This window comes from Halarchaeum sp. P4, from assembly GCF_051195175.1.
Classification (GTDB): domain Archaea; phylum Halobacteriota; class Halobacteria; order Halobacteriales; family Halobacteriaceae; genus Halarchaeum.
The window spans coordinates 447,529-468,884 of record NZ_JBNTKC010000002.1 but is presented as its reverse complement, the minus strand read 5'-3'; the positions used below and the strand labels follow the sequence as shown (position 1 = coordinate 468,884).

Here is a 21,356-nt window from a genome sequence, read left to right as displayed (position 1 = left end):
GACTGTACTCCTCGCGTGATGAATATCGAGGACGCCGTCGGAGTCTCCGAGCGGTTGATGCGCTACCTCGAAGTCGTCGCGGCGTTCGTCCTCGTCGGACTGTTCGCCGTCGGCGTCTTCGACTTCCTCCTCCAAATCGTCGCGCTCGTCCGCTCCGGCGCAATCGCACAGACCGAGGCCATCATCAACCTCATCGACGAGATACTGCTCCTCTTCATCATCGTCGAAATCTTCCAGACGGTCGTCGCGTACGCCCAGGAGCGCAGCGTCATCCGCATCGTCATCGCGGCGGGTCTCATCGCCGTCGCGCGGAAGATAATCAGCTTCCACTCGGGTGATTACGCCGGTTCGACGGACGCGACGATTGCCGCCACCGGCTACGCCGTTCTCCTGTTGGCGCTCGTCGCCGCGCTCTACGTCGTCCAGCGTACGAACGTCGCGACGCCGGCCGACCAGGACGTCTAAGGAATCCGGGGTGAGAGTCGGCGTCGGCCGAGAACTTTTCACGTGTGGAGTGCGTTGCACATAACAGCCGCGTTCCAGCGCGTACCCTAGGGGCGCTGGACCGTGGCCTCTCCCCAACCGGTCGGGGCGCCGGTCGCGGAGGGCCACCCGGAGACCCCGGGTGTACCGGCGACCGACCATCTGGGAACCCGGCATTTGAGGGGTGTCAGCGGCCACTGACACCCCGACGCCGGCTCAACCACGTTCCACTGATTCTGCACGCGCCAGCGCCGGCGCCGTCCTACTCGTACTCGATAGCGTCGCGCGTCGCCGTCTCGCCGAACAGCCACGCCGCGTGCTCGGTCGCGTACTCCCGGTGCTCCTCGTCGATGTAGCCGAGCGCGTCCTCGACGACGACCGGCCGGTAGTCCCGGAGGCCGGCGCTCGAGGCCGTGTGGAGGACGCAGACGTTCGCGAGCGTCCCACAAATCACGAGGTCGTCGATGCCGTGCGTCTCGAGGTATCCCTCGAGGTCCGTCCGGTAGAAGGCGTCGTAGGTGTGTTTTTCGACGACGTGGTCGGCATCCGGGAGCTCTGCGACGAGCTCGGCGTCCCACGAGCCCTCGACGACGTGCTCGCCCCAGCGGTCGAACTCGTCGTAGTAGTGGGTGTCCTCGAACTGGCCCTCAGGGTGGACGTCGCGCGTGTAGACGACGGACGCGCCGGCGTCGCGGGCCTGCTCGACGAGCTCGAGACAGGGGTCGATGGCGTCCTCGCTCGCGGGCGCATAGAGGCTCCCGTCGGGGTGACAGAAGCCGTTCTGCATGTCGACGACGACGAGCGCGGTACTCGACGAATCGAAGGTGGGCATACGTGAGGACGTGCCCGCGAGTCCCTTAGAAGTTCACTCGACGCGGACCGTTACCTTGCCGACGCCCTCGCCGGACTCCAGCCGGCGGTGGGCCTCGGAAACCTCGGAGAGCGTGTAGTCCACGTCGTCGAGGACGGGCCGGAGGTCGCCCTCGTCGACGAGTGTTGCGACGCGCTCGAGGATCTCGCCGTGACGCAGGCGGCCGGCGTGGTCGTCGTGGAGGAGCGGGATGAGCATGAAGACGGTGTCGAAGCTGAGCCCCTTCGTGTGGACGGGGTCGACGTCGACGGGGCCGTGCGAGACGGTGGAGACGACCCGGCCCTTTAACCCGGCAGCCTCGAAGGAGTCCTCGAGGTTGTCCGCGCCCGTCCCGACGGTGTCGAAGACGACGTCGAAGCCGTTCCCGTCGGTGTACTCCTCGACGTAGTCCGCGACGTCGCGACCGTAGTCGAAGGCGTAGTCCGCGCCGAGCGCTTCGGCGAGGTCGCGCTTCTCGTCGGTGGAGGCGGTGGTGTGGACGACGCCGCCCTCGAGGCTCGCGAGCTGGACGCCGATGTGGCCCACACCACCAGTACCGCCGTGGACGAGGACGTCCTCGCCGGGTTCGACGCCGGCGCGCGTCACGAGGCCGTCCCACGCGGTGATTGAGACGAGCGGGAGCGCGGCGGTCTCGCGCATCGAGAGCGACGCGGGCTTGTGCGCGAGCGTCGCGGCGTCCGCCGTCGCGTATTCGGCGAGCGTTCCCGTGGTGCCGGCGACGCCGCCCGGACAGCCGTACACCTCGTCGCCGACGTCGAAGCGCTCGACGCCCTCGCCGACCGCGACCACCGTCCCGGCGAGGTCGCCGTGGAGGACGGCAGGGAACTCGGCGCCGATATCGGCGGCGAACCCGCTGCGAATCTTCGTGTCCACGGGGTTGACGCTCGTCGCCGCCACCTCCACGAGCACCTCGTTCGCGTCGGGCTCGGGGACGTCGAGTTCGGCGGCCTCGAAGACGTCCGGCTCGCCGTGTTCGCGGATGACCTGTGCGTCCATCGTCTCGGGAATCTCGGGCATGGTTCGGTGTGAGGGTGCCGCCCGCAAAAACGTCGCCGTGCCGGCGGACGGTTCCGCGACGGCGCCGGGTGTGGACGAATTAAGGCACCCGAGCGTGTTGCGACACCCATGCGCGAACTCGACCGTTGTGACTTCTGTGCGGAGCGCGCCGACGGCGTCTACGAAGTCCTCCCGCCCGAGGTTGACGCCGCCGAGCGCCGACTCGTCCTCTGTGCCGACTGCCGCGACACCCTCTCCGGGGTCGTCGAACCGCTCCTCGACGCCCTCGAGGCGCGCGACGCTGACGCGGCCGCGTCACGCGAACCGAGCGTCACCGTCGAACCGACCGCGTCCGCGGACACGCCGACCGTCGAACCGACGCCGGACGCGACGAGTTCCGACGCCGATGTCTCTGCAGATGTCGACGAACTTGAGCCGGAAACCGAGGCCGATGTCGGGGCCGGTGAGGCCGACGAGACGGACGCCGCGTCGGACGGGGCCGGCGTCGCAGCCACGCCCGCGGACTCCTCGGCCGCCGAGCCGGCAGACACGGACGACGCCGAGCAGGACGACTCTGAGCCGAACGACGCCGAACCGTCGGACGGCGAGTCCGCCGTGTCGACCGCCGCGAACGCCGCGCGGCCCACGGGCTATCGGCGCGTCGTCCGCCTGCTCCGCAACCGCCCGGCCGCGATGACCCGGACGGACCTCGCGGAACTCGCGGAGGGCGCCTACGACCTCTCCGCGCGCGAAGTCGAGGCCGTCGTGGACGTCGCAATCGAGAACGGCGACTTGGAGGAGACGGCCGAGGGCCTGCGCGCGGCCTGACGCCTAGAGTTCGCCCTTCGTGCTCGGCGTATCGGAACGGTGCTCGTCGATGCGGGTGGCGTCGTCGAGCGCGCGGGCGTTCGCCTTGAACAGCGCCTCGACCTCGTGGTGGGCGTTCTCGCCCGTAACCTCGCAGTGGAGGGTGAGGCCGGCGTGCTCCGCGAACGACTGGAAGAAGTGCGCGGCCATCTGGCTCGTGAACTCGCCGATGCGTTCCTGGCTGAACTCCCCGTCGAAGTCGTAGTAGGGTCGCCCGGAGACGTCGAGCACCACGGAGCCGACGGCTTCGTCGAGCGGGACCTTCCGGTCGGCGTAGCGGACGATGCCGCGCTTGTCGCCGAGCGCGTCCTCTACGGCTTCGCCGAGGACGATGGCGGTGTCCTCGACGGTGTGATGGTCGTCGATGTGGAGGTCGCCGTCGCACTGGACGGTGAGGTCGAAGAGGCCGTGCTTGGCGAACGACGCCAGCATGTGGTCGAAGAAGCCGATGCCGGTCTCGACGGTGCTCTCGCCGTCCCCGTCGAGGTCGATGGTGACGTCGATGTCAGTCTCGGCGGTCGAGCGCGAGGCCGCGCCCGTGCGTGTGCTCATACCGTCGCCTTGCGCCGGACGGCTAAAGGCCGTTGCGCTCCCCGCGTTCTCGCCTCGCGCCCCTCAGACGAGGCCGACGACGCCGAGGAGCGCGAACAGCAGGTCGCCGTAGACGAACGCGATGGCGAGGCCGAGGACGAGCGTGACGAAGAAGGGCGTCCCGGGCGTCACCCAGACGGCGTCGCGCTCCGCGAGCAGGTCGAGGCCCTCCCGGAGCGTCACCGGACTCGTTCCGTAGGCGGTGCCCTCGATGTCCTCGATGAACGCCGCCGCGCCCCACGGGTCGTCGTACGTCTCCCGCTCCGTCTCGCTGTCCGCGCCCGCGCTCGCCCCGCCGTCCGACCGCGCTGGGCCGCGGTGTATCGCGCCGTCGGTCGGGTCGTTCGGTTTGTCGGGAAGCGTCGCCGGGTCGCGCAGCTCGGGGTTCGCGCGGAGCTCGGCGAGCGTGACGCCGCGCCAGCGACAGTACATCCGGAGGGCGTCCAAATCGAGGCCGCCGGTGAGCCGCGTTCCCTCGGCGTCTTCGAGGAGACTCCCGTGTTCGCTCGGTAACTCGTCGACGGGAATGCGTTTCCCGACGGCCATCACGGGCGCGATGTCGCCCCGGAGGGCGTTCGCGACGAGTAGGTAGATGGGGTAGGCCATCCCGAGGAGGAGGGCGTTCGTGAGGACGGTGAGCGAGAACACCCGGACGTTCGCGGGGACGAGCGGGAGGACGAAGCCGTCGAAGTAGTAGGCCGGATAGGTCGGGAGGAGGACGCCGATGGCGACGAGCGCCTTCGCGTCCGCGCCGCCGAAGCCCGCCGGGATGTAGTAGAAGAGCGCACCAAGGCCCCCGACGATGAGGACGCTGACGGCGGTCTGGAGGACGAACGCCCGGAAGGCGAAGCCGTACGGCCGCTGGTAGGCGTGCCACCCCTCCCACGCGAGGCAGGCGACGCCGAGCAGGAGGAGCGGCGGCCAGAGCCAGTTGGGGACGCGGCGCGTCTCGACGTCCCGATACGCCCCGTAGGCGAACGCGGGGACGGCGAGCAGGCGGAGCATGTCGGGGACGGACGCGTCCACGAGCGGGGTCGAGACGAGGGACGGCGCGGCGAGCAACGTGTCGAGGGCGGACGCGAACACGGGAAGAGAGGCGAGTGAGAGGGGCAAAGGGGTTTCGACAGACGACGGGCAGCCACGCTACGCAGGGGGATAAACGAAGGAAGGTGGGTGTGCGAACGCCGCGTCAGACGACGCGGGACGCTATACCGCGTTAGATGACGCGGTTCTGGAGGTAGTCGAGGTGCTTCGCGTTGTAGACGATCTTGACCTCGTCGGTCGCGGGGGAACCGATGCAGGTCAGGCGAACGTTCTTCTCCTCGACCTCCTCGTCACTGAGGATCTGCTGCATGTCCATGTTGATCTCGCCCTCCTTGACGATGGACGCACAGTTCGCACACGCGCCGGCGCGGCAGGAGAACGGCCAGTCGTAGCCCTGCGCTTCGGCGGTTTCGAGGATGTAGCCACCCTCGGGTACGTCGAGCTCGCCGTAGTCTTCGTCGTCGAGACCGGCGTCGTCAGCCTTCTCGAAGAGGTCGTCGTCGTCAATGTCCCAGCCCTGGTCCTGGACGACTTCGTAGTTGAGGTATTCGACGGTTGGCATCACCCGGGGGTTCTGTGTCCGTAATGAAATGCCTTGCTGTTTCACCCAGTCCAGACACGTATTTCGCGCACAGGTAGTGCCGTGTCAGATTTTTCGACGTGACTAGGTCACAATGGGCACGAAGCTGAACAGCGCGAAGGAGGCGGCGGCGGCGACGGAGGGGGTGAGCACCCAGAGGATGACGACGCGCCCGACGGTCGCGGGGTCGAAGAGGTCGGCGGCGGCGAGTTCCTCGGGGTCCTCCTCGCCGATTTGGGGTACGTCGCGCGGGGTGTCGGCGCGGTCGGCGGCGAGCGACCCGACGGAGACCGGGGCTTCGGCGTCGCCGCTGAGCGCGTCGTTCGCGCGGACGGTCCGGGTGGCGCGCCCCCATCCGAGGCCGACGATACACATGGTCGCGGAGACGGCGAGGCTGGCGGGGATGCCGAGGTAGGAGAGGAAGGTGATGAGGCTGGCTGAGACGACTTCGACGATGAGCGCGGCGAGCAGGGGGAGGTCGGTGAGGTCGTTGCCGACGGTGTCGAGGGTGCGCCGGGCGATGGTGAACGCGCCGACGGCGATGGCGGCCCCGGCGAGGACGACGCCGACGCCGGCGTCCATGTAGCCGCCGCCGACGAGCGGGGCGACGGCGTTCGCGGTGTTCGAGGCGCCGGCGGAGAACGCCATGTAACAGCCGATCCCGACGACGAGGACGGAGGCGACGAACTGTCGGGTGGTGGCCTCCTCGGAGACGCCGGTGGGGTAGGAGAGGCGACCCCCATCCGCCCACGAGAAGAGGCTGCCTTCGGCGGCGTCGAGGCGGAAGGCGGCGTCCATGTAGGGGTAGGCGTAGCGGCCGATGACCGCACAGACCCAGAAGGCGATGACGGGCGCGACGACCCACGCGGAGACGATGCGGCCCATCGTCGCCATCTGGAGGGTGCCGGTGGCGGCGCCGAGGCCGGCGATGGAGCCGACCGCGGTCATCGACGTGGAGGCGGGGACGCCGTAGCGGTTGGAGACGAGGAGGGCGACGCCGACGAAGAAGAGGACGCCGACGGAGGCACCGAGCGTGAACTGCTCGCTCGGGACGATGTCCCCACCCATAGTCTTGATGACGTTCCGACCGACAGTCCACCCGCCGAGGAGCGCGAAGACGGACATGAGCGCGGCGGCGCCGAACTTCGTGACGACTTTCGACCCGACGGCGGGCCCGAAGGCGACGCCGGTCGAGGAGCCGCCGATGTTGTAGCCGACGAACGCCGCGACCAGAATCCCGACGACCAGTAAGAACTCCGGCATTGCCCGGGGGTACGTTCGGGGCGGGTTTGAAGCCGGTGGTACCCGATCGTCCCGACGCTGTCCGTCGATGCCCGCGCGCCGCGGACGCGGACGCTTTTTCACCCCGCCGCCCGCACTCGGTGGTATGTTCGAGGAGTTCGAGGTCGTCCCCGCGGTGGACGTACAGGACGGCGAAGTCGTCCAGTTAGTGCAGGGCGAACGCGGCACGGGCAAACGCTACGGCGACCCGGTGGAGGCCGCCAAGCGCTGGCTCGAGGCGGGCGCGCGGACGCTCCACCTCGTCGACCTCGACGGGGCGTTCGAGGGCGAGCGCGCGAACGCGGACGCCATCGCGTCCGTCGTGGAGGCCGTCGGCGACGACGCCGAGGTGCAGGTCGGCGGGGGCATCCGGACGTTCGCGGACGCCCGCGACCTCCTCGAAGTCGGCGTCGACCGGGTCATCCTCGGGACGGCCGCCGTCGAGAACCCGGACCTCGTCGCGGAAATATCGGAGACCTACCCCGAGAGCGTGCTCGTCAGCCTCGACGCGAAGGACGGCGAGGTCGTCGTCTCCGGGTGGACCGAGGGGACCGGCCTCGACCCGGCAGAGGCCGCGACGAAGTACGCCGAGCGCGGCGCGGCGGGCATCCTCTTCACGGACGTCGACGTCGAGGGCCAGCAGACGGGCGTGCGGACGGACGTCGTCTCCCGGGTCGTCGAGGCCGTCGACATTCCCGTCGTCGCCTCCGGCGGCGTCGCCACCGTCGAGGACGTCGTGGCGCTCCGGGACGCTGGCGCGGCCGCCGTTGTCGTCGGCACCGCGCTCTACGAGGGCAACTTCACGCTCGAGGAGGCGACCGCCGCGCTCGACGGGTAACGGCGGGCCGACCCGGACAGGTCCGCTTCGACAGAAGACCTATCCTCGCGCGTCCGTAATCTCGACTATGAGCGACAGCGAGTTCGGCGTCGACCTCGACTTCGGCGAGGACGGCCTCATTCCGGCCGTCGCGCAGGACGCCGACACCGGCGAGGTCCTGATGCTGGCGTACGCGAACCGCGACGCGGTCGAGAAAACCGTCGAGACCGGGCGCGCACACTACTACTCGCGTTCGCGCGAGGAACTCTGGGAGAAGGGCGCGACCAGCGGCCACACGCAGGAAATCGAGGAGGTGCGCGTCGACTGCGACGGCGACTCGCTCCTCTACGTCGTCGAGCAAAACGTCGGGGCCTGCCACACCGGCCACTACTCCTGCTTCCACCGCACCATCGACGGCGAGGAGGTCGGGGAGCAGGCGTTCGACCCTGACGCCGTCTACGAGTGACGTCGTGAGCCACGCGATACCCGACACCACGAGCGACGCCGACGACGTCGTCGCCGACCTCCGCGAGGCCCGCGAGGAACGCGACAGCGCCGAGGCCGCCGTCGAGGAGTACGGCGCAGATGCCCTCGAAACCCTCCGCGAACACTACGAGGACGCCCGCCGCCTCCTGCGCACCTACGAGGGGTCCGCGACGGGCTCCGGCGACTTCCAGGCGTACATCGAGTTCGAGAGCGAGGTCGCCGACCTCGTCGAATCCGTCGACGACGACCTCCCGGCAGCCGACGCCTTCGAGGCCTACGACGACGCCCTCGACAAGCGCCGCGTCACCGAAGACGACTTCGAGCGCGCACGCGACGCCCTCGACCCCGTCGCGGAGCGCGTCGAGTTACTGGACGAGCGCGAGGACGCCCGCGAGGCCTACCAGCAGGCCCGCCGGGCCGCCCGCGAGGTCCGCGACGACCTCGACGCGGAGGTGTCACGCCTCGAACGCGTCGCCCGCCTCGCCGAGGCCGACCCGGACGCTCCGGTCGCGGACCTTCGCGAGCCGATCGAGGCCTACGACACCGCCGCGCGCGCCGCCGTCGAGGACCGCCTCGGCGCATGGCCCGCCCGCGACGTGCTCGACTGGCTCGACTCGCTCACCGCCTTCCCGCTCGTCGACGCGCCTCGCGTCCCCCCGGACCTCCTCACATACGTCCGCGAGCACGACGCCGGCGCGGAGTCCGTCACCGACCTGCTCGACTACGCCGACCAGTCCGTCTCGAAACTCGACCACTACGTCGCGGACCCCGCGGCGCTGAAGCGCGTCGTCGGCGCGAACCGCTCGTTCCTCCGGCGCATCGACGGCGACTTCCTCACGCTCGGCTGGCCGCCCGACCCCGCGGACGTCCTCCGGTATCGCGCGGACGAACTCGTCTCCGCGCTCGACCGACTCGGCGCCGACGACGCCGTCGCCCGCCTCCGTGACGTGCAGGCGTTCGCCCGACGCGAGCGCTACGCGACGCTCCGGGAGGCCGCCGTCGCACGCGACGAACTCACCCAAGAAGAGCGTCAACGGGTCGCCGCCGGAGACGTCGAGGCCGACCTCAAAGCCGCCCGCGAGGCCCGCGAGCGCGTCGCGGAGGCGCTCGACGAATACTGATTACTGTGCCGCGCGCAGGGCGTCCGCGAACGACGACGCGAGTTCTTCGGCGCGCGACTCCGAGCGTGCCTCCGCGTAGACACGCACGACCGGTTCCGTCCCCGAGGGCCGCGCGAGCGCCCACGCGTCACCGTAGTCGAGCCGATAGCCGTCGATGGTCGTGACGGCCGCGTCCGCCGCCTCAGCGTACTCCTCGGCGGCGGCGAGCAGCGCCTCGCGCTCCGCGTCGTCCTCGTACTCGACGTTCACGCGGACGTTCGCGTAGCCGTCGTAGGGCGTCAGGACGTCGCTCGCGGGCGCGTCGGCGTCGGCGAGCAGTTCGAGGAAACGCGCGCCCGTGTACGCGCCGTCCCGGGTGATGCGGTAGTCCGGGAAGATGACGCCACCGTTCCCCTCGCCCGCGACGGGGACGCGCTCGCCCTCCTGCTGGAGTTGGCGGATGCGCGTCATGATCTGCGTGGAGCCGATGGGCGTGAGTTCGAGGTCCGCGTCGCTCGCCTCGCAGACGTCCACGAGGCGCTGGCTGACGTTGACCGCCGAGACGGCGACGTCGCCCGCCGATAACTCGGCGTCCGCGAGCGCCGCGAACGTCGCGTCGCCCGCGACGTACTCCCCGCGCTCGTCGTAGAAGATGGCGCGGTCCGCGTCGCCGTCGTGTGCGATACCGACGTCCGCGTCGCTCGCGCGCACGAGCCGCCCGAGGTCCGTGAGGTTCTCCTCGACCGGCTCGGGGTCGCGCCCCGGGAAGTGGCCGTCCGGCTGGGCGTTCACGGTGACGACGCGACAGCCGAGTTCGCGGTAGAAGTCGGGGCTCGTGAGCGCGCCCGCGCCGTGGCCGGGGTCGAGCGCTACTGTCAACTCGGCGTCCGCGATGCGCTCGCGGTCCACCGCCTCACAGAGCATCTCGACGTACTGCTCGCGCGCGCCCTCGACGGTCGTGTCCGCGCCGGTCTCGTCCCACGCCACCGTCTCGAAGGACTCGCCGAGCAACGCCTCCTCGACGTCCTCCAAGGCGTCCACGGAGAGCTCGACGCCGTCCGACCCGACGAGCTTCAGCCCGTTGTACTCGGGCGGGTTGTGCGACGCCGTCACCATAATCGCCGGGACGCCCTCGTCGGCGGCGTACGCCTGTAACGCGGGCGTCGGGAGGACGCCGAGGCGTTCGACGTCCTCGCCCGCCGCCGCTAGGCCCGACGCGACGGCGTTCACGAGCATCCGTCCGGTCTGTCGTGTGTCGCGGCCGACCGCGACGCGCCCCTCGCCGAGCACGGTTCCGACGGCCCTCGCGACGTCCAGCGCGAACGCCGGCGTCACCTCCTCGTTCGCGACGCCCCGCGTCCCGCTCGACCCGAACACCTTCATGGGCGTCCCTTCCGTCGGCCGCCTCAAAGTGGTTTCCTAATGGCTGTGTGAGCCGCTATCGTGGCCCTTCCCGTTCCCCGGATTGCGGTCCGCGAGGCTGACGAAGTACGCCCCGTCGTCGTAGAAGTAGACGCCGCGAAAGCCGTCGCCGCAGTGTGCGGCGAGGTCCGCTCCGAGTTCGTTCCCCGCCTCCGCGTCGAGGTAGACCGGCTCGCTCCACGTTCCCCGCTCGCCGTCCGCCGCGCGCGAGAGCACCGTCTCGAGGTTCGAGTGGTTCGAGACGAACGACTCGCCGAGTTCGCACGTGTGGTCCGTCGCGTTCGGGTCCGCGGGCATCGCGCGGAGTTTCCACTCGCCAGACGGCCCGAGGAGCCCACTCAGACCGCTACAGCCCGCAAGCGCGCTCGCGAGCCCCGCCGCGCCCGCCGCGAGGTACTGACGCCGTCGCATACTCACCTCTCGGGACTCGCGCGTGAAGTACCGCGCGGTCCGACGCGCCCGCCACGCCGTCCTGCCCCCCACCTGGTCGGCGTCCCGCGGGCGCAACGTTTTCCGCACGCCCGTCCGCCTATGGGAGTATGAGCGACCACGACATCAGCATCGACGAGAAGCGCGTCTACGCCGACCGGGCCGCCACCGAGTCCCTGCTCGTCGGCACCGACCGCGGTCTCGCCTCCGTCGCCGTCTCCGGGGACAAGATCGGCGAGTTCGCACTCCTCACCACGACCGAAGTCCGGGACGTCGCCGCCTACGAGGGCACCGTCGCCGTCGCGGACCGCGAGGACGTCCGCGTCGGGAACGCCGAGGGCTTCGCGGAGACGGGCTTCGGCGACGCGACCGCCGTCGGCTACGACGACGGCACCCTCATCGCCGCCGGACCAGAGGGTCGCGTGGCCGCCTACGACGGCGAGTCGTGGAATGCGCGCGGGATGGCGCCCGAAGCGCGTCACGCGGACGGCCCGCTCCTCGCCACCGTTGAGGGCGTCTATCGCGTCACCGACGACGACGTGACGTATTCGGGGCTCGACGACGCCCGGGACGTTTCGCGCGCCGGCCCGTGGGCCGCCACCGCGGACGGCCTCTACCGGCTCGGCAACGGCTGGCTCGACGAGCGCGAGGGCGACGCCACCGCCGTCGACGCGCGCGCCGACCACGTCGTCGCCGTCCTCGACGATACTCTCTACGAGTACGACGGGGACGACTGGCGGGCCCGCGAGGTCCCCCTCTCCGACGTCGCCGCCGTCGCCTACAGCGAGAGCGCGCTCTACGCCGTCGACGCGCAGGGGACGGTCGCCGTGGACGCCGGCGACGGCTGGCGCACGCGCACCATCGGTCTCCCCGGCGTCTCCGCGGTGGCCGTCACCGAGAGCGCGCAGGGCGCAGACGGAAACGCCTAACCCGACGCTGGCACACTCTACAGCCATGATAGTCAGTGGGTCCGCCTCGCAGGGGCTGGCGGCGGCGCTCGCCGCCGAACTCGGCGAGGAACTCGCACGCGTCGAGTACGAGTCGTTCCCGGACGGCGAGCGCGTCGTCCGCGTCCCGCCCGTCGAGGGTCGCGCCGTCGTCGTCGCGTCCACCGTCGACGACAGCGCGCACGTCGAACTCCTCCAGCTGCAGGACGCCGTCCGCGAGGCGGGCGCCGAGGAGGTCATCACGGTCATCCCCTACATGGGCTACGCCCGGCAGGACGAGGCGTTCGAGCCCGGCGAACCCGTCTCCGCCCGCGCGATGGCGCGCGCGATTTCGACGGGGACGGACGAAGTCTACACCGTGAACGTCCACGAGCCCGCCGTCTGCGAGTTCTTCGATGTCCCCGCGACGAACGTCGACGCGACGCCGCACCTCGCGGACCCGCTCCCCGAGGACCTCCACGACCCAGTCTTCCTCGCACCCGACGCCTCCGCGCTCCCGCTCGCCGAGTCCGTCCGGGACGCCTACGGGCCGGGCGACGCCGACTTCTTCGAGAAAACCCGCCATTCGGGGACTGACGTCGAAATCACGCCGAGCGAGACCGAGGTCGCGGGCCGGGACGTCGTCGTCGTGGACGACATCGTCGCCACCGGCTCCACGATGAGCGAAGCCATCGGCCTGCTCGATGACCCCCGGCGGGTCTTCGTCGCCTGCGTTCACCCGCTGCTCGCCGCGAACGCCCGCACCAAACTCGCGAAGGCCGGCGTCGACGACGTCGTCGCCACCGACACCATCGAGCGCGTCGTCAGCGCCGTCTCGGCCGCGCCCGCCGTCGCCGACGCACTCGGGCGCGAATAGCGCGCCCGGCACCCGGATTTTTCCTCCCGCGGCGCGGACAGGACGTATGGACGACGCGACCGTCTTCGAGTTCAAACTCCTCGTCGCCGGCGTCGGGCTAATGGTGACCGGCGCGACGCTCCTCGGACGCGCCTCCCTGTATGCGATTCTCGGCCTCATCGCCCTCGGTGTCGGCTTCCTCATGCTGCTCGGTGGCTTCGCCGACCAGTCCGCGCGCTACGCGGACGAGTGAGAAACACGGGAAAGTAAGAGCGGAACCGAGAGCGCGAACTACTTAGACCTGCTGCACGCCGAGGCGCATCCGGACGCCCTCAACGTCCTCGTACTCCTCGACGACGGTGTTCGCGTCAGATTCGTCGACTTCCTCGAGTTCGCGGGCGCGGACCTCCTCGGTGATGAGGTCCTCGCGCTCGCTGACGAGTTTTGCGACGCGGTCGTCGAAGACCATCACGTCGAGGCGAATCTCGGTCTCCATCTCGAGGTCGAGCTCCTTGCGGAGTTCCTGCACGCGGCGGATGATTTCGCGCGCGTACCCCTCGGCCTCGAGGTCGTCGTTCAGCTCGGTGTCGACGTAGACGGTGCCGCCCTCGAAAGCGGCGGCCGCGACGTCCTCGGGTGTCTCCTCGCGGAACTCCACCATCTCCGGGGTGAGCTGGACCTCACGGTCGAGCGCGTCCGCGACGGCCTCCTCGAGCAGGTCGAGGTCGTCGTCGTCGACGCGCGCGGCGTTCAGCGCCTCCATCACGTCGCCGGCGTCGCCGCCGAAGGCGGGGCCGAGCACGCTCATGTCGGCCTCGGCGCTGTACTCGACGTCGCCGAACGTCTCGCCGGGGTTCAGCACCTCGATGTGGCGGGCGTTCAGGCGGTCGGCGAGCAGGCCGCGGTAGTCGTCGACCTGTTCGGCGACGCGCTCGTCGTCCGGGGAGACGACGATGCGCGCGACCGGCCAGCGGAGCTTCCGGCCGGCCTGCTGGCGCGCGTGATTCCCGGCCTCCTCGATGCTGCGGGCCGTGCTGATGGCGTCCTCGAGTGCGGGCTGGCGGAAGCGCTCCTCGACCTCCGGCCAGTCGCACATGTGGACGGTCGGGTGGCCCGAGTCGCCCGTGAGGTAGCCATACATCTCCTCGGTGACGAACGGCGCGTACGGCGCGAGGAGCGCGACGACTTCGAGCAGGACCTTGTGGAGCGTCGCGTACGCCGCGGTCTTGTTGTCGTCCACCTGCTCGGTCCACACGCGCTCGCGGATGAGCTGGATGTAGTAGCGTGAGAGGTCCTCGACGACGAACTCGCGGAGCGCCTCGAGCGCGCGGTGCTGCTCACGACTCTCCCAGTAGTCGTTCGTGTCGTGCTTGAGCTTCTGGAGCTTCGAGAGGAGCCACTCGTCCTCGACGGTGAGGTCGAGTTCGTCGACCGTCTGCGCCTCGGGGTCGAAGCCGTCGGCGCGCATGTAGGGGAGCGGGAAGCGGAAGACGTTCCAGAGGACGTTCAGGTCGCGCGCCATGTTCCCCATCTCGTCCCACGAGAAGCGCATGTCTTCGCCCTGCGGGTCGACGCTGAGGAGGAACATCCGCATCGCGTCCGCGCCGTGGCGCTCGATGGCCTCGTCCGGCTGGACGACGTTCCCGACCGATTTGGACATCTTCCGGCCGTCCTCGTCGTTCGCGAAGCCATGCATGATGACCTCGTCGTAGGGCACCTCGCCCATCGCCGCGGTGCCCATCCCGAGCTGGCTCCAGAACCAGCCGCGGGTCTGGTCGTGGGCCTCCATGATGAGGTCCGCCGGCCACAGCTCCTCGAAGTCCTCCTCCTGCTCGGGGTAGTTCAGGGTGCCCCAGGAGGCGACCGAGGAGTCGAGCCAGACGTCGAAGACGTCCGGGACGCGCTCGTAGGTCACGCCGTCCTCGGTGATGGTGACGTCGTCGACGGCGGGCTTGTGGATGTCCATGTCGGGGTCGAGGTCCTGGTCCGCGCGCTCGACCAGTTCCTCGCGCGTGCCGATGACGATGCGGTCCTCGGGCGTCTCGCCCTTCGTCCCCTCCGCAACCCAGATGGGGACCGGGATGCCCCAGTAGCGCTGGCGACTGACGTTCCAGTCGGGCGCGTTCTCGATGAAGTCCCGGAAGCGGTTGTCCCGCGCCCACTGCGGATGCCACTCCGAGTCCTCCATGTTGTCGAGGAGTTCGTCCTTCACGTCGGTGATGGTGATGAACCACTGGTCGGTCGCGAGTTGGAGGATAGGCGTGTCACACCGCCAGCAGTGGCCGTAGGAGTGTGTGACCGTGCCGGAGGCGAGGAGGAGGCCCTTCCGGGCGAGGTCCTCCATGATGGCGTCGTCGGCGTCCTTCACGAACTCGCCCTCGTACTTCCCGCCCTCCGCCGTGTAGGTGCCGTCGCCGGCGACCGGACAGAAGACCGGCAGCCCGAGCTCCTGGCCGCGCTCGAAGTCCACGTCACCGTGGCCGGGCGCGGAGTGGACGAGCCCCGTGTCCTCGGCCTCGACGTAGTCCGCGTGGTAGACCTCGTGCGTCCCCGCCGTGTCGGGGTTGTCCGGCACTTCCTCCGCGAGCGGGTGCTCGTACTCCCAGCCGAGCATCTTCGCGCCCGGGAAGGAGTCGAGGACCTCGTAGTCGTCGTAGCGCCCCTTCTTCAGGACGTCCTCGACGCAGGCCTCCGCGACGTAGATGACGTCCTCCTCGACGACGTCGCCGCTCTCGCCCATCTCCGCACCGCTGTCCGTCTTCACTGCGCGGACCTGCTGGTAGGTGATCTCCTCGCCGACGGCGACGAACTCGTTCGCCGGAATCGTCCACGGCGTCGTCGTGTAGATGACGAGCGACCCCTCGCGGTCCTTGAGAGGGAACTTCACGTGGACCGTCGGGTCCTCGACGTCCTCGTACTCGACCTCGTTGTTCGCGATGGCGGTCTCACAGCGCGGACACTGGCTGATGGAGCGCTTTCCCTGCTCGACGAGACCGCGCTCGGCCGCGCGGTTGAACCCCCACCACGCCGCCTCCATGTAGGTCGGGTCGACCGTCTTGTAGGGGTTCCCCCAGTCCATCCAGACGCCGAAGGACTGGAAGTCCGACTGGAGCCCCTCCAGTTGCTCGTCGGCGAACTGCTTGCACTCCTCGATGAAGTTCTCGACGCCGTACTCCTCGATGTCCTGCTTGGAGTCGAAGTCGAGTTTCTCCTCGACCTTCGTCTCGATGGGGAGGCCGTGCATGTCGTAGCCCGGCCGGTCCGTGACGTCGTAGCCGTTCATCCGGTAGTAGCGGATGTAGGCGTCCTTGAGGGACTTGTTCCACGTCGTCCCCATGTGCGCCGCACCGGAGGTGTACGGTGGGCCGTCCACGAAGAAGAAGTCCTCGCCGTCCTCGCGGTGCGCCTTCGTCTTCTCGTAGGCGTCCACCTCGTCCCAGTAATCGAACACCCGTTCCCGGACGTCCTCCGGGTCGTACCGCTCCGGGGGTTCGGCGAATCGGTCCATGACTCATCCGTCTCCCTCCTTCGTGAAAGGAGAATCGGTCCGTCAGAGCGACGCGGGGGATCACTGTCGCCACCGACGCCGAAGCCCTCGGCGCACTCGGCGTCGTCCGCTACCCGCCCGTCTTCGGCGTCGCGCTCCCGCTCACCGAATAACTAAGGATGCGCCGGTCCACGACTCGCGTATGAGCGCCGACTGCATCTTCTGTCGCATCATCGAGGGAGACATCCCCGGCCGCATCGTCGCCGAGACCGAGGACGCCCTCGCGTTCCTCGACGCGAACCCGCTCGCCGCCGGTCACACGCTCGTCGTCCCGAAGACGCACGCTCAGCGCCTCGCCGACCTCGACGCTGAGGAGTCGCGCGCCGTCTTCGACCTCGTCCACGACCTCGTCCCCGACATCGAGGACGCCGTCGACGCGGACGCCGTGAACGTCGGCGTGAACGACGGCGAGGCCGCCGGTCAGGAAGTTCCGCACGTCCACGTCCACGTCGTCCCGCGCTTCGAGGGCGACGGCGGCGCGCCCATCCACGCCGTCGCCGGCGAACGCCCCGACCTCAGCGACGAGGAACTCGACGACATCGCCGCGAACATCGAGTAACCTGCCGCCGGGCGAACGACTAAGGCCGCCCCGAACGGTCCTTCTCCCGTATGTCTGTACCAACTGTTACCCTGCAGAGCGGCGACGAACTCCCGGTCGTCGGCGTCGGCACGTGGGACATCGGTGGGAAGACCGTCAAGGAGTCCGTGCGCGCCGGCCTCGAGGCCGGCTACACGCACGTCGACACCGCCGAGGGCTACATGAACGAGGCCGAAATCGGCGACGTCCTCGAGGACTACGAGCGCGACGACCTCTGGCTCACCTCCAAGGTCCTCCCGAAAAACCTCGCCTACGACTCGCTCATCGAGTCCTGCGAGGAATCCCTCGAGAAACTCGGCACCGACTACCTCGACCTCTACCTCGTCCACTGGCCGAACCCCGCCATCTCCATCCGCGAGACGATGGACGCGATGGCCTACCTCCACGAGGAGGGCCTCGTGAAGAACGTCGGCGTCTCCAACTTCAGCGCCTACCAGCTCAGCGCCGCCCAGCACGTCAGCGACGTCCCCATCGCCGTCAACCAGATCGAGTACCACCCCTGGTTCCAGCGCGACGACCTCGTCGACTACTGCCGCGAGACGGACACCGTTCTCGAGGCCGCCGCGCCGCTCGCGCGCACCGAGGTCTTCGGCGACGAGGTGGTGCAGGACCTCGCCGAGAAGTACGACAAGTCGCCCGCCCAGATCGTCCTCAAGTGGGCCGTTGAGGACGACATCGTCGTCCTCCCGAAGTCCTCCTCACCCGAGCACGTCCGGCAGAACTTCGAACTCTTCGACTGGGAGCTCGACGAGGCGGACCACGCCCGTCTCACCGAACGCGACCGGAACCATCCTGTCTACGACCACCCCGCGCGCGACTGGTCGGGTGACGTCTACGGCATCCACCAGTAGCTGACACGCCACCGAACTTTTCTTCGCCGCCGCCGCAGACACCGGTATGTCAACAGCCCGGACTGCCGCTATCGTCGGCGCCGCCGGCGGCGTCGGCGCGACCCGCCTCTGCGTCGAGGGCGGCGCGCTCCTCGCCGCCGCCGGCGAGGACGTCCTCGTCTTCGACGTCGCACACGCCACGCAGGGCCTCTCGACGTACGTCGACGCCCGCCTCGACCCGGACGCGACGGCGCTCCTCACCGACCCGGACATCGACATCACCGACGCCGCCTACCCGCTCGACGCACCGGGTGACGGCACGCTCGCCCTCGCGCCCGCCCACGCACCCCTCGCCCGGAGCGCCGATGCGCTGACCCCCGAAGCCGGCGAGCGCGTCGGCGACCGACTCACGGAGGCCACCGAACAGTACGACTACGTCCTCGTCGACACGCCGCCGATACTCACCAACCCCGCCGTCGGCGCCGTCACTGCCGTGGACGTCGTCGCCGCCGTCACCACCGCCGACGACCGCGGGACGGACGCCCTCTCGCGCGAACGCGGCCGCTTCGCCGACGTCGGCGTCGACGCGGGCGTCGTCGCAGTTAACCGCGCGAGCACCCGCGACCTTCCTGATGCGGACGTCGCGATTCCCGAGGCCGCACTCGGGCCGGAGAGCGAGGCGCCCGCCGTCACGCCCGCCGACCCCGACGACTACACCCGCGCCGTCGCGTCGCTCCTCGGGGAGTGTTTCGCCCTCGACGAACTCGTCGACGACGCCGCGCCCGGATTTCTCGGGGGTCTACGCCGCCGACTCTCCTGACTACCGGAGGTCCGCCGGCGCGTCGAACGTCTCCGCGAGCGCGTCTCGCTCGCGCGCGGCGAGCGCGCGCGACTCCGCAGGTTCGCGGGCCGCCGCGACGACGTCCGCCGCACCCTCGATGGGGTCGTGCGTCTCGCAGTACGCGCCGAGCGCGAACTCGGCGTCGCTCGCGCCCGAGAGCGTCACCGCGTCACCGCGCGTCAGCTCGCCGTGCAGCCAGTCGCGCACGACGTCGCGCGCGAGCGGCGAGAGCGGGGTGACGCCCGCGACGCCGAGGCGGTGGAGGACCTTCGCGCCCATCGTCGGTGCGAGCCCGGCCGCGCTCGCCGCTGCGCCGACGCTCGTCCCCGCGCCGTACGCGTCGAGCAGGGCCGCCGCCGCGTCTACCGGGCACGGCAGGTCGTCCGCGTAGGGTGCGAGTCGCTCCGCGAGCGGTACGTCCGTCGCGTCGACGGTGGCGACCCCGCGGTCCTCCTGGTGCGTCGTCACCGTCAACCCCGCGGCGATGTCCGAGAGTCCCATTACTCACCTCTCGTCGGCTCGACTACATGAACACACCGTTCGGTCCGTCGCGTCAAGCCCCGTATCCACCGATTTCGAACGTACCGGTGACCGGTACGTTCCGCGGGTCGAAATCACGTCGAACCCCCCGATTCGTCCTTCGCTTAAGTAGGGGTTCGGCGCCAAGTATGAAGTATGAGTCAGGCAACGACGTCCTGCCCCGAATGCACCGGCACCCTCGAACGCGACAGCCAAGAAACAGTCTGTACCGACTGCGGCCTCGTCGTCGACACCGACCGCCTCGACCGCGGCCCCGAATGGCGCTCGTTCGCCGACGACGACACCAACCGCGAACGCACCGGTGCGCCGCTCACGCGCTCGCGACACGACCGCGGCCTCAGCACCGAAATCGGCTACTCCTCGCGGCTCACCGGCCGCAAGCGCCGCCAGTTCGCCCGCCTCCGCCGCCAGCACAACCGCGCGACCATCCCCACGAAGGCCGACCGCAACCAGATATACGCCTTCACCGAGATTCGTCGTCTCGTCAGCTCGCTCTCGCTCACCTACGGCGTCCGCGACCAGGCCTGCGCGCTCTTCGACTCCGCCCAATCCGAGGGCCTCATCCGCGGGCGCTCGCTCGAGGGGTTCGCCGCGGCCGCCGTCTACGTCGTCTGTCGGACGAACGGCGTCGCGCGCACTGTCGGCGAGATCGTCGCCGTCGCGCGCGCCGACGAGAACGAACTCCGGGCCGCCTACGCCGCGATGAACCGTGAACTCGGCCTGCCGACCGGTCCCATCGACGCCCGCGAGTACATCCCGCGCTTCGCCACCGAACTCGACGTCCCGCGCGCCGTCGAGCGTCGCGCGACCGAACTCGCCGCCGACGCCAGTGACACCGGCGCGACCGGCGGCCGCAAGCCCAGCGGCGTCGCCGCCGCCTGCCTCTACGCCGCCGCCAAAGAACACGACCATCCGCTCACCCAGAAGGACGCCGCCGACGTCGCTGGCGTCACGCCCGTCACCGTCCGCAACGCCTTCTACGACCTCCAGTAAGCGACCTCGTTTCTTCGCCGGTTCCGCCCGACTTCTTCCGTAGCGACGCTCCGCCGTAGCGACGTCTCAGAGCCCGCACGCTCGAACAGTATCCGCGAGCGCCGCGAAGCCACCGACCGCCGGTGCGTCCGGGAAGAGCGACGTCACGGGCCGTCCCGTTTCTCGCGCTCGTGGCACCGCGTCGTCCGCCGGAATCGGTACTGCTGGCGCGCCCAGCGCACGCTCGACGGACTCCGGAGCCTCGTCCGCGCGGTTATAGGCGACGACAGCAAGCCCCGCATCAAACGTCCGCGCGAGTTCGCGCGCCCGAATCGCATCCGCGAGCGCCGGGCGCTCCGGCGCGGTGACGACGACACAGGCGTCCGCGACGGCGAGCGGCACGCCGACGTCCGCACGCATCCCCGCTGCACAGTCCACCACGACATCGCCGTACGCGTCCGCGACCGCTTCGAGCGCGTCGCCGAGCGCCCCGACGTCACAGGCCCGCGCGCCGGCGAGCGTCCGCCCGCACGGCAGCATACTCACCGCGCCGCCCTCACGGACGGCCTCAATGGGGTCTGCGCGGCCCGCAAGCACGTCGTGGAGGTCGGGGCCACGCGCCGTTGGCAAGTCGGCCATCGCGAGGTCCGCGTCCACCACGACGGCCTCACGGAGCGCCGCGAGCTCGAACGCCACCGTCGACTTCCCCACACCTCCCTTCCCGCCGACGACGGCGAGAATCACGCCTCCCTCCGGTCGAGGCGGTGGAGTCGCCCGCGGACCGCGGCGAGTGTACGTTCGTTGGCGGCGGTGAGCGTCCCAGCCGCGACGCGCGCTTCCACGCCGTCGAACCACGTGGCTACTGGCGTCGGAATGCCAGTCTGAGCACCGTCACCCAGCGGAACGCCCGCGGCGGGTGGACGCGGGTCACCGAGGTCACGGACCGCGTCCGCGACGCTCCGCTTCGGCGATTCCTCCCCGGTCGGGTCGTCACGCGCGAGCACGCACGGCTCGCGTCGCGCCGCCGCCCGGCACGCGTAGCCGAGTGCGAGCGTCTCGCCCGCTCCGACGGCGCCCTCGTAGCCGTCCTCGTCCCACCCGTCCGCGACGATGCCGTCCGGACGCGGCGGGAGAACGGGTGCGTCGAGCGCGTTCGCGACCCGGACGCGGCGCCGGGTTTCGCCATCGTTCCGTAGAATTACCGTGACGAGCGACACGCCGTCGCGTTCGGTCGCGCCACTCGAGAAGTCGACAGTCATGCCCCGGGATGGCTCCGTTC

General features: G+C 70.0%; 24 protein-coding genes. 12 read left to right on the top strand and 12 right to left on the bottom strand.

Features of this window, described 5'->3' with window-relative positions; translation table 11 throughout:
• The first annotated feature begins 18 nt into the window (after positions 1–18).
• Positions 19–465, top strand: coding sequence for a phosphate-starvation-inducible PsiE family protein (locus tag ACQUS8_RS10605; protein WP_435100712.1), 447 nt, complete (start codon positions 19–21; stop codon positions 463–465).
• A gap of 280 nt (positions 466–745) precedes the next feature.
• Here the strand turns inward: ACQUS8_RS10605 and ACQUS8_RS10600 are convergent, their stop codons facing one another.
• Positions 746–1,315, bottom strand: a complete 570-nt coding sequence (locus ACQUS8_RS10600) for a cysteine hydrolase family protein (RefSeq protein ID WP_435100710.1) — start codon at positions 1,313–1,315, stop codon at positions 746–748.
• A 33-nt stretch (positions 1,316–1,348) separates the two neighbouring features.
• Complete coding sequence (locus ACQUS8_RS10595; RefSeq protein ID WP_435100708.1) at positions 1,349–2,371, bottom strand: zinc-binding dehydrogenase; 1,023 nt, start codon at positions 2,369–2,371, stop codon at positions 1,349–1,351.
• Positions 2,372–2,479: 108 nt separating this feature from the next.
• On the opposite strand from ACQUS8_RS10595, the gene ACQUS8_RS10590 reads away from it, so the two are divergent.
• Positions 2,480–3,178 (top strand): hypothetical protein, encoded by a 699-nt coding sequence (locus ACQUS8_RS10590; RefSeq protein WP_435100706.1) that lies wholly within the window; start codon positions 2,480–2,482, stop codon positions 3,176–3,178.
• Between the two features lie 3 nt (positions 3,179–3,181).
• Here ACQUS8_RS10590 and hisB read toward each other — a convergent pair whose 3' ends face one another.
• From hisB to ACQUS8_RS10570, 4 genes are all read right to left on the bottom strand, one after another.
• Positions 3,182–3,769 (bottom strand): imidazoleglycerol-phosphate dehydratase HisB, encoded by a 588-nt coding sequence (gene hisB / locus ACQUS8_RS10585; RefSeq protein ID WP_435100704.1) that lies wholly within the window; start codon positions 3,767–3,769, stop codon positions 3,182–3,184.
• Between the two features lie 63 nt (positions 3,770–3,832).
• Positions 3,833–4,894 carry a prepilin peptidase gene (locus tag ACQUS8_RS10580; RefSeq protein WP_435100702.1) on the bottom strand — a complete coding sequence of 354 codons (1,062 nt, stop codon included), beginning with the start codon at positions 4,892–4,894 and terminating at the stop codon, positions 3,833–3,835.
• A gap of 130 nt (positions 4,895–5,024) precedes the next feature.
• The gene (gene fer, locus ACQUS8_RS10575) at positions 5,025–5,414 is read right to left on the bottom strand and encodes a ferredoxin Fer (RefSeq protein WP_435100700.1); all 390 of its coding nucleotides are present in this window, start codon (positions 5,412–5,414) and stop codon (positions 5,025–5,027) included.
• A gap of 102 nt (positions 5,415–5,516) precedes the next feature.
• Positions 5,517–6,695 carry an anion permease gene (locus ACQUS8_RS10570; protein ID WP_435100698.1) on the bottom strand — a complete coding sequence of 393 codons (1,179 nt, stop codon included), beginning with the start codon at positions 6,693–6,695 and terminating at the stop codon, positions 5,517–5,519.
• A 124-nt stretch (positions 6,696–6,819) separates the two neighbouring features.
• Here ACQUS8_RS10570 and hisA point away from each other — a divergent pair, with 124 nt between their 5' ends.
• The 3 genes from hisA (at position 6,820) to ACQUS8_RS10555 (ending at position 9,137) form a co-directional block, all read left to right on the top strand.
• Complete coding sequence (gene hisA / locus ACQUS8_RS10565; RefSeq protein WP_435100696.1) at positions 6,820–7,551, top strand: 1-(5-phosphoribosyl)-5-[(5-phosphoribosylamino)methylideneamino]imidazole-4-carboxamide isomerase; 732 nt, start codon at positions 6,820–6,822, stop codon at positions 7,549–7,551.
• A gap of 67 nt (positions 7,552–7,618) precedes the next feature.
• Positions 7,619–7,996 (top strand): phosphoribosyl-AMP cyclohydrolase, encoded by a 378-nt coding sequence (gene hisI / locus ACQUS8_RS10560; protein WP_435100694.1) that lies wholly within the window; start codon positions 7,619–7,621, stop codon positions 7,994–7,996.
• Between the two features lie 4 nt (positions 7,997–8,000).
• Positions 8,001–9,137: a DUF7118 family protein gene (locus ACQUS8_RS10555; RefSeq protein ID WP_435100692.1), complete on the top strand. Its 1,137-nt coding sequence runs from the start codon at positions 8,001–8,003 to the stop codon at positions 9,135–9,137.
• Here ACQUS8_RS10555 and glmM read toward each other — a convergent pair whose 3' ends face one another.
• Both glmM and ACQUS8_RS10545 read right to left on the bottom strand, forming a co-directional pair.
• A complete protein-coding gene (glmM, locus tag ACQUS8_RS10550; RefSeq protein ID WP_435100690.1) occupies positions 9,138–10,499 on the bottom strand; it encodes a phosphoglucosamine mutase in 1,362 nt (453 codons plus the stop codon).
• A gap of 36 nt (positions 10,500–10,535) precedes the next feature.
• The gene (locus tag ACQUS8_RS10545) at positions 10,536–10,949 is read right to left on the bottom strand and encodes a hypothetical protein (protein WP_435100688.1); all 414 of its coding nucleotides are present in this window, start codon (positions 10,947–10,949) and stop codon (positions 10,536–10,538) included.
• Between the two features lie 128 nt (positions 10,950–11,077).
• Between ACQUS8_RS10545 and ACQUS8_RS10540 the strand changes: the two genes are divergently transcribed.
• From ACQUS8_RS10540 to ACQUS8_RS10530, 3 genes are read left to right on the top strand one after another with little or no spacing between them, the layout of a single operon-like run.
• Entirely contained in the window at positions 11,078–11,896 is an 819-nt protein-coding gene (locus tag ACQUS8_RS10540; RefSeq protein ID WP_435100686.1) for an HVO_0234 family beta-propeller protein, read from the top strand.
• Between the two features lie 25 nt (positions 11,897–11,921).
• Positions 11,922–12,770: a ribose-phosphate diphosphokinase gene (locus tag ACQUS8_RS10535; RefSeq protein WP_435100684.1), complete on the top strand. Its 849-nt coding sequence runs from the start codon at positions 11,922–11,924 to the stop codon at positions 12,768–12,770.
• Between the two features lie 46 nt (positions 12,771–12,816).
• The gene (locus ACQUS8_RS10530) at positions 12,817–13,002 is read left to right on the top strand and encodes a hypothetical protein (protein WP_435100682.1); all 186 of its coding nucleotides are present in this window, start codon (positions 12,817–12,819) and stop codon (positions 13,000–13,002) included.
• 42 nt (positions 13,003–13,044) lie between these two features.
• On the opposite strand, the gene ileS is transcribed toward ACQUS8_RS10530, so the two are convergent.
• Complete coding sequence (gene ileS, locus ACQUS8_RS10525; RefSeq protein WP_435100680.1) at positions 13,045–16,257, bottom strand: isoleucine--tRNA ligase; 3,213 nt, start codon at positions 16,255–16,257, stop codon at positions 13,045–13,047.
• Between the two features lie 181 nt (positions 16,258–16,438).
• Here ileS and ACQUS8_RS10520 point away from each other — a divergent pair, with 181 nt between their 5' ends.
• The 3 genes from ACQUS8_RS10520 to ACQUS8_RS10510 are packed head-to-tail and all read left to right on the top strand — an operon-like array spanning position 16,439 to position 18,544.
• Entirely contained in the window at positions 16,439–16,855 is a 417-nt protein-coding gene (locus ACQUS8_RS10520; RefSeq protein WP_435100678.1) for an HIT family protein, read from the top strand.
• A gap of 50 nt (positions 16,856–16,905) precedes the next feature.
• On the top strand, positions 16,906–17,745 hold the full coding sequence (locus ACQUS8_RS10515) for an aldo/keto reductase (protein WP_435100676.1): 840 nt from the start codon (positions 16,906–16,908) through the stop codon (positions 17,743–17,745).
• A 46-nt stretch (positions 17,746–17,791) separates the two neighbouring features.
• Positions 17,792–18,544 (top strand): AAA family ATPase, encoded by a 753-nt coding sequence (locus ACQUS8_RS10510; RefSeq protein WP_435100674.1) that lies wholly within the window; start codon positions 17,792–17,794, stop codon positions 18,542–18,544.
• On the opposite strand, the gene ACQUS8_RS10505 is transcribed toward ACQUS8_RS10510, so the two are convergent.
• The gene (locus tag ACQUS8_RS10505; protein WP_435100672.1) at positions 18,545–19,066 is read right to left on the bottom strand and encodes a hypothetical protein; all 522 of its coding nucleotides are present in this window, start codon (positions 19,064–19,066) and stop codon (positions 18,545–18,547) included.
• A gap of 174 nt (positions 19,067–19,240) precedes the next feature.
• On the opposite strand from ACQUS8_RS10505, the gene ACQUS8_RS10500 reads away from it, so the two are divergent.
• On the top strand, positions 19,241–20,098 hold the full coding sequence (locus ACQUS8_RS10500; protein ID WP_435100670.1) for a transcription initiation factor IIB: 858 nt from the start codon (positions 19,241–19,243) through the stop codon (positions 20,096–20,098).
• 66 nt (positions 20,099–20,164) lie between these two features.
• On the opposite strand, the gene ACQUS8_RS10495 is transcribed toward ACQUS8_RS10500, so the two are convergent.
• Complete coding sequence (locus tag ACQUS8_RS10495; RefSeq protein ID WP_435100668.1) at positions 20,165–20,821, bottom strand: MinD/ParA family ATP-binding protein; 657 nt, start codon at positions 20,819–20,821, stop codon at positions 20,165–20,167.
• The gene (locus ACQUS8_RS10490; RefSeq protein WP_435100665.1) at positions 20,818–21,336 is read right to left on the bottom strand and encodes a hypothetical protein; all 519 of its coding nucleotides are present in this window, start codon (positions 21,334–21,336) and stop codon (positions 20,818–20,820) included. The genes ACQUS8_RS10495 and ACQUS8_RS10490 overlap by 4 nt, the downstream gene beginning before the upstream one ends.
• Positions 21,337–21,356: the final 20 nt, after the last annotated feature.